1 protein-coding gene is annotated in these 1,070 nt (G+C 69.9%); it reads left to right on the forward strand.

Translation table 11 applies throughout. The annotated features are described in order from the left end of the window. Nucleotides 1-18 precede the first annotated feature (18 nt). Nucleotides 19-1,070, forward strand: a 1,052-nt coding sequence (locus A5771_RS20455; protein WP_234783144.1) for a DUF222 domain-containing protein, incomplete at its 3' end; no start/stop codon positions are given.

Raw genomic sequence — 1,070 nt, forward strand, 5'->3', positions numbered from 1 at the left:
CGATTTATGGGCAGGGACGTGTTCGCGGATCGGGACACCATCATGGAGTGTCTCGATGAGCAGGAGGCGATTAATGCCCGGTTGGCGCGGTGTTCGTTTGATGCGTTGAGTCCCGAGGAGTTGGTGGAGGTGCTGGCCCGCCGGGAGGCGTTGGCGTGGCAGGCGCCGGTGATCGAGCATCAGATCTTGGCCCGGCTGGTGGCTGAGGGCCATGCCGAGGTGCTGGCGGCGTGCTCGCTGGCCAAAGCGCTCAGTGAGCGGTTGCGGATCAGCGCGAAAGAAGCCCGGCGGCGCATCGATGAGGCCGCCGAGTTGGGCCCGCGCACCGCCCTCTGCGGCGAGCCACTGGCCCCGGTGCTTCCGGGGCTGGCGGCCGCCCAAGCCGACGGGCGGGTGGGCCCCGAGCAGGTGGCGATCGCCCGTGCGGCGATGGCGAAGATCCCCGCTGGCGTCAGTGCCGCCGATCGCGAGCGCGCCGAGCGTGATCTGGCGGAGCTGGCCACCCTGTTCGCCCCGGAGACCTTTCAACGCCTGGCTGTGCACCTGATCGCGGTGCTGGATCAAGACGGCGACGAGCCCGACGACGGTGAACGCCAAGCCCGGCGCGGGCTGCGGCTGGGGCCGCAACGCCCCGATGGGATGAGCAGCGTGTCCGGCACGATCACCCCGGAGTTGCGGGCCACCCTGGAGCCGGTCCTGGCCAAGCTGGGGGCACCGGGGATGTGCAACGCCGCCGACGAAACGCCGTGTATCAGTGGCACGCCATCGCAGGAGCAGATTGAGCAGGATCACCGCACCCGCGATCAACGCCAGCACGATGCGCTGTTGGCCGCGTTGCGGGCGGTGCTGGCCGGTGGAGACCTGGGACAGCTCAATGGCCTGCCGGTCACGGTGATCGTCTCGACCACGCTGGCCCAACTGCAGGCCGCGGCGGGCAAGGCCCACACCGCCGCCGGTTCGTGGTTGCCGATGACCGACCTGCTGCGGATGGCCGGCCATGCGTACCACTATCTGAGTGTGTTCGACGGCCAAGGCCGGGCGCTGTGGCTGGGCCGGGCCAAGCGGATCGC

The organism is Mycolicibacter sinensis (assembly GCF_001667375.1).
Taxonomy (GTDB): domain Bacteria; phylum Actinomycetota; class Actinomycetes; order Mycobacteriales; family Mycobacteriaceae; genus Mycobacterium; species Mycobacterium sinense_A.